At 58.4% G+C, this 4,606-nt stretch carries 6 protein-coding genes; all 6 read left to right on the top strand.

Going from position 1 to position 4,606, the window contains the following annotated elements; all coding sequences use genetic code 11:
- Positions 1-195: 195 nt before the first annotated feature.
- The gene (locus AB5Y80_RS17755; RefSeq protein ID WP_106887162.1) at positions 196-441 is read left to right on the top strand and encodes a hypothetical protein; all 246 of its coding nucleotides are present in this window, start codon (positions 196-198) and stop codon (positions 439-441) included.
- 286 nt (positions 442-727) lie between these two features.
- A complete protein-coding gene (locus AB5Y80_RS17750) occupies positions 728-1,009 on the top strand; it encodes a helix-turn-helix domain-containing protein (protein WP_368173291.1) in 282 nt (93 codons plus the stop codon).
- A gap of 2 nt (positions 1,010-1,011) precedes the next feature.
- Positions 1,012-2,679 (top strand): PD-(D/E)XK nuclease-like domain-containing protein, encoded by a 1,668-nt coding sequence (locus tag AB5Y80_RS17745; protein WP_323941626.1) that lies wholly within the window; start codon positions 1,012-1,014, stop codon positions 2,677-2,679.
- The gene (locus tag AB5Y80_RS17740) at positions 2,676-3,728 is read left to right on the top strand and encodes a RecT family recombinase (protein ID WP_323941627.1); all 1,053 of its coding nucleotides are present in this window, start codon (positions 2,676-2,678) and stop codon (positions 3,726-3,728) included. Before AB5Y80_RS17745 ends, AB5Y80_RS17740 begins: the two co-directional genes overlap by 4 nt.
- A 52-nt stretch (positions 3,729-3,780) precedes the next feature.
- A complete protein-coding gene (locus AB5Y80_RS17735; RefSeq protein WP_323941628.1) occupies positions 3,781-3,960 on the top strand; it encodes a hypothetical protein in 180 nt (59 codons plus the stop codon).
- Between the two features lie 20 nt (positions 3,961-3,980).
- A partial coding sequence (locus AB5Y80_RS17730) for a recombination-associated protein RdgC (protein ID WP_368173290.1) occupies positions 3,981-4,606 on the top strand: 626 nt, incomplete at its 3' end.

Below are 4,606 nucleotides of genomic sequence, written 5' to 3'. Positions count from 1 at the left end.
GCCCCTGACCAGGGCAGAAGTGAGGCGCCTGACCAGCGCGTAAGAACGACAAAGCCCGCACAAGGCGGGCTTTGAAGGACTGGGGTACCACCCCAATCGGATGTTGCCAGGGGACCAACCCTAGCAACAGGACCCAGCATGACGAATCACGTGGGAATTAGCGAGGACCAACTCGCCAATAGGAGTGAATGTACCATGACCAAGCGCATTTTTTCCAGGGCCGCGAAACGTGCAGACCAGATTGTAACTGCCATCGCTGACCGCCTTAACGGCAACGCCGCCCGCCGCCGAGCCATCAAGCAGCGCCTGCACCTGGCCATGATGGCCACCGAGCAGCACCACATCGTCGCCGCCCGCGCAGCCCAGAAGCGCACCGCCGGCATCACCAAGCACAGCGCCCTCCTCCACTGGCGGGCCGAGTTCCACCGCAACGCCATCTGACCCGGGTCTGGCGCTTCCCTCATAGCGCCGTAGCCAAAGCCTCTTTCTCAAGCACCGCAAGGATGCTTTGGCTTCGCTCACGCCAAATTCGGCTGGGCTCGCTCTTTAACAACCAGGACAGGGCCGTCACCGCACGCAATCTGCTGGCCCGGCAGATCCCCGCTAACCCGTTCAAACCGGAATGCGGGGCTGGAAGGTGACACGGTGCCGGCTTGCGAGCCGGTATCCGAAGGTGGCTCTGGTGTAGCCGTGGCCGCCTTCGGATAACCACCACAGGACCCAGACCATGAAAAAGCGTACCGACCAAAGCAACATGACCATCCCTCCGCTCAATGATGCTTGCCGCAAGCGCCTGCGCCAGTTGCGTGAACGCCTCGGCTTCAGCCGGCCGGAGTTCGCCGACAAGTTGGGCATCCCGGCAACCACGCTCAAGAACTACGAGCTGAACTACCGGGAAATCAGCGGCGGCACCCTGCTGTTGATAGTGCAGCACCCCGAGCTCTCAGCCCACTTCACCTGGTTGACCACTGGCCAGGGTGAGCTTCCTGCTGTCGCGATGGAAATGTAGTCATGGCAACAGGCATCCAACATCGCCATTCCGAAAGGGGGCCAGAGCTTGCACCAAAGCCTTGCACCATCCCTGAGCCCTTGCTCATAGGCCCCCCTACCCCGCTGCAGATCATCAACCAACGTCAATTTCGCATCATCACCGAATCCCGCGATCGCATGGATAAAGCAAAAGCGTGCGCGATGGAAAAAGCACTGGCTGCGATGGACGAACTGTTCAACAAACGAGGACCAACCATGGAAAACATTCACCCCAAAAGCGAGATTGCCGAAGCAGTTATCAGCAAGTTTGAACCTGCTGGCCCCGGCATTTACCACGGGATTCCCGGCGATGCCTACCACGGCGGGCCGGGTTTATCCAAGAGCGGCTTAGACTGGGCCTTGGTGTCTGGCCAGCACTACCACTACTACCAGATTGAAGGCCACGACCAGAAGCAAACAGCAGCCCTTCGTGAGGGCAAGATCCTTCACAAGGTCGTGCTTGAGTTCGATGACTTCAACAGCGAGTTCATCGTTGAGCCCGAATGGCCTGCTCATGCCCTGGCTGGTGCAGAACAGATGAAGGCCGTAATTCAGGGATACAACGATAGCCTCGAGCAGAAACCTGCAATCGAGGAACTGGTCCAGGCCATCGAGGAACACAACAGCAAGCTGCCAAAACCCATAGATGCAGGAAAGGGAGTGGGTGAACACGAAGCTGCCTATGAGCTGCTGCCAGAAGCATTCCAGACCCTGGGCGAAGATGACAAGCGCACTGGCGCAGCGCTCAAAGCCTGCATCAAGGCTTACAATGAGAGCCTGCCAAAGCCCATCAAAACGTCCGGCGGCTATCAAGCCGTGCTCGAGAATTTTGCCCTGCTGGGTATCCAGCAGGCAGAGCGAGCTGCACATATCAATGCCCTACCCAGCACACTCCCCTTGAATGGCACTAAAGCGGAAATGGCCGAGCGGATCCGCACTTTCAACCCTGATGCTGTGTTCCTCGATGAGCTCAAGGAGCAATTCATGCAAGAGGCCGGCGGACGCGAGGTGTTGACGGCCAACGAGTATCAGCATGCCCTTCGATATCGAGAGGCAGTCATGGCTCATCCCGAGGCTGCTGTGCTGCTGGATGAAGGAGTTGCAGAGTCCAGTCTCTACTGGCATCACTCCGAAACCAAAGCCCTGCTCAAGTGCCGGCCAGACTGGATGCGCCCGGATCATGTCCTGGTTGACCTCAAGTTCGTGCGCAATGCCAGCCCCAGCGGATTCGCCCGCGATGGTAGCTCCCACAACTATCACGTGCAGGATGCCCACTACTCCGATGGCTATGAAACCCTGACTGGCCACAAGCCTAGCTTCGTTTTCATCGCAGTTGAGAAAGATGGTCCGCTGGGGCGTGATGTGTTCAAGCCCATTCTGGTTGGCGTCTACTACTACGGTCAGGACGACCAGCGCCGGGCGCTGGAGCTGCGCAACATGGCTGTGCGTAATGTGGTCCGCTGGAGCCAAGACAATTACTGGCCCGGACACGACGGTATGGGGGAGATTGTCGTCCCTTCCTTCCAAGCCAATGCAGAGCGCCTGGCCCTCAATGAAGATGAGAGTGGCATCGTGCTTACTCAGTCCACTGACGCAGGACGGCCACTTGACGCCCTTCCTGACTCCCTTTTTGGTAGCGAGGCAGCATGATGAACAACCAAGTTGCAACCCAAGAATCCAGCCAGGTCTTTGCCAATGAACGTGGGCAAGCAAACATGCTGAACCTGATGATGAACGTCGATTTCATGGCGAGCATCGACAAGATGGCTGACATGATGGCCAGCGGAAAGACCACCGTTCCCCAGCACTTACGTGGGAACAAAGCTGACTGCTTTGCAATCTGCCTGCAGGCCATCCAGTGGGGGATGAATCCGTTCCCCGTTGCGCAGAAGACCCATCTGGTCAATGGCACGCTCGGTTATGAAGCTCAGCTGGTCAACGCGATTGTGGTCAACTCCGGTGCGATCAAGGGACGCTTTGACTACGAGTTCTTCGGCCCCTGGGAGCGAGTGATCGGTAAATTCAAGGTGATCCGAAAAGAGAAAGATGGGAAGCCTGTCGAGTATCGTGTGCCTGACTGGACCTTTGCCGATGAGGCGGGTTGCGGGGTCAAAATCATCGCTCACCTTTCCAACGGCCAATCCCGTGAAGTGACCCTGTTGCTCCAACAGGCCCGCACTCGAAACTCCACTCTTTGGGCAGATGACCCCAAGCAACAGCTTGCATATCTGGGTGTCAAACGCTGGGCAAGGCTCTACACCCCCGATGTAATCCTGGGGGTTTACTCTGTCGATGAATTGGAGGAGATCGACGTGACGCCCCCAGGTAACGGCCCACAAGGTGGCAATGACGCAAAGGCGTCGCTTGCCCAAAAAGCTGCGGAGCGACGCGCTCAGCAGCAAAACGGCCAGGTCATCGAGGGGGAAGCACAAATCGTCGCGGCGGTAAGTGAACCTGTTTCAGGCAACACCCAAAATGCAGACGACCCCGCCCCCGAGAAAGATCTCGAGGCAGAAGATTTGCTCGCCGAGATCCTGTTCAAAATGGATCAAGCCCAGTCTGGTTCAGAGATGAAACAACTGGTCAGCGAGGTAAGTTCGCTGGGTCCCCGGCTCACTGACGATCAGAAGAAGTCAGCATCAGCCATCTACCAGAAAAACGTTGACCGCCTCGGTCTCGCGACCAGGAAAGCTGCGTAACAGTTCAAAAAGCCCCTTCGATCAACGGGGCTTCCAATTTACGAGGACCAACATGCAAGCCACTGAAAACCCCTACTGCGGCGCAGTAGTCATCGGGTTGGGTGTCGTCATGCCCGATCCCAAGCAGCCCGGCAGGTTCATCCTGCCCGGCGGCTCGACCTGCGACCGACAAACTGCCGAGGCCGCAGCCAAGAAGATTCACGACCTGCAGACCAAGAAAGCCCGCAACTAACCAACAACAGGACCCAGACCATGTGGTTTAAAAACCTTCAAGTTTACCGTTTCACCCGCCCGTTCGAGTTGACCGCCGAACAGCTGGAAACCCAACTGGAGGCGTGTGCCTTCACCCCCTGCGGCAGCCAGGATATTTCCCGCTTTGGCTGGACCCGACCCTTCGGCAAGCTCGGCCACACCCTGACCCATGCCGCCAACGGCCAGATCCTGCTGTGCGCCCGCCGCGAGGACAAGATCCTGCCGACCGCCGTCATCAAGGAAGCGCTGGCAGAGAAGGTGGAGGCCATCGAGTACGAGCAGGGCCGCGCCCTCAAGAAGAAAGAGAAGGAAGCGCTCAAGGAGGAGCTGCTGCACACCCTGCTGCCCCGGGCGTTCAGCCGTACCGCCAACACCTTCGCCTGGATCAACCCGGCCGACGGCCTGCTTATGGTCGATGCCTCCTCCGCCAAGAAGGCGGACGATGTGCTGGCTCTGCTTCGCAAGTCCATTGGCAGCCTGCCGGTGGTGCCGGTGGCGCTCAAGAACCCACCCGAGATCACCATGACCGCATGGCTGCAAGAGGGAAATCTGCCAGCAGCTTTCACCCTGGAGGATGAATCCGAGCTGCGCAGCGCCATGGAGCACGGCGGGATCGCCCGCTTCAA

The sequence above is a fragment of the Aeromonas sp. R2-1 genome (assembly GCF_040908425.1).
Classification (GTDB): Bacteria; Pseudomonadota; Gammaproteobacteria; order Enterobacterales; family Aeromonadaceae; genus Aeromonas; species Aeromonas caviae.
This window is presented reverse-complemented; position numbering and strand designations above follow the sequence as displayed.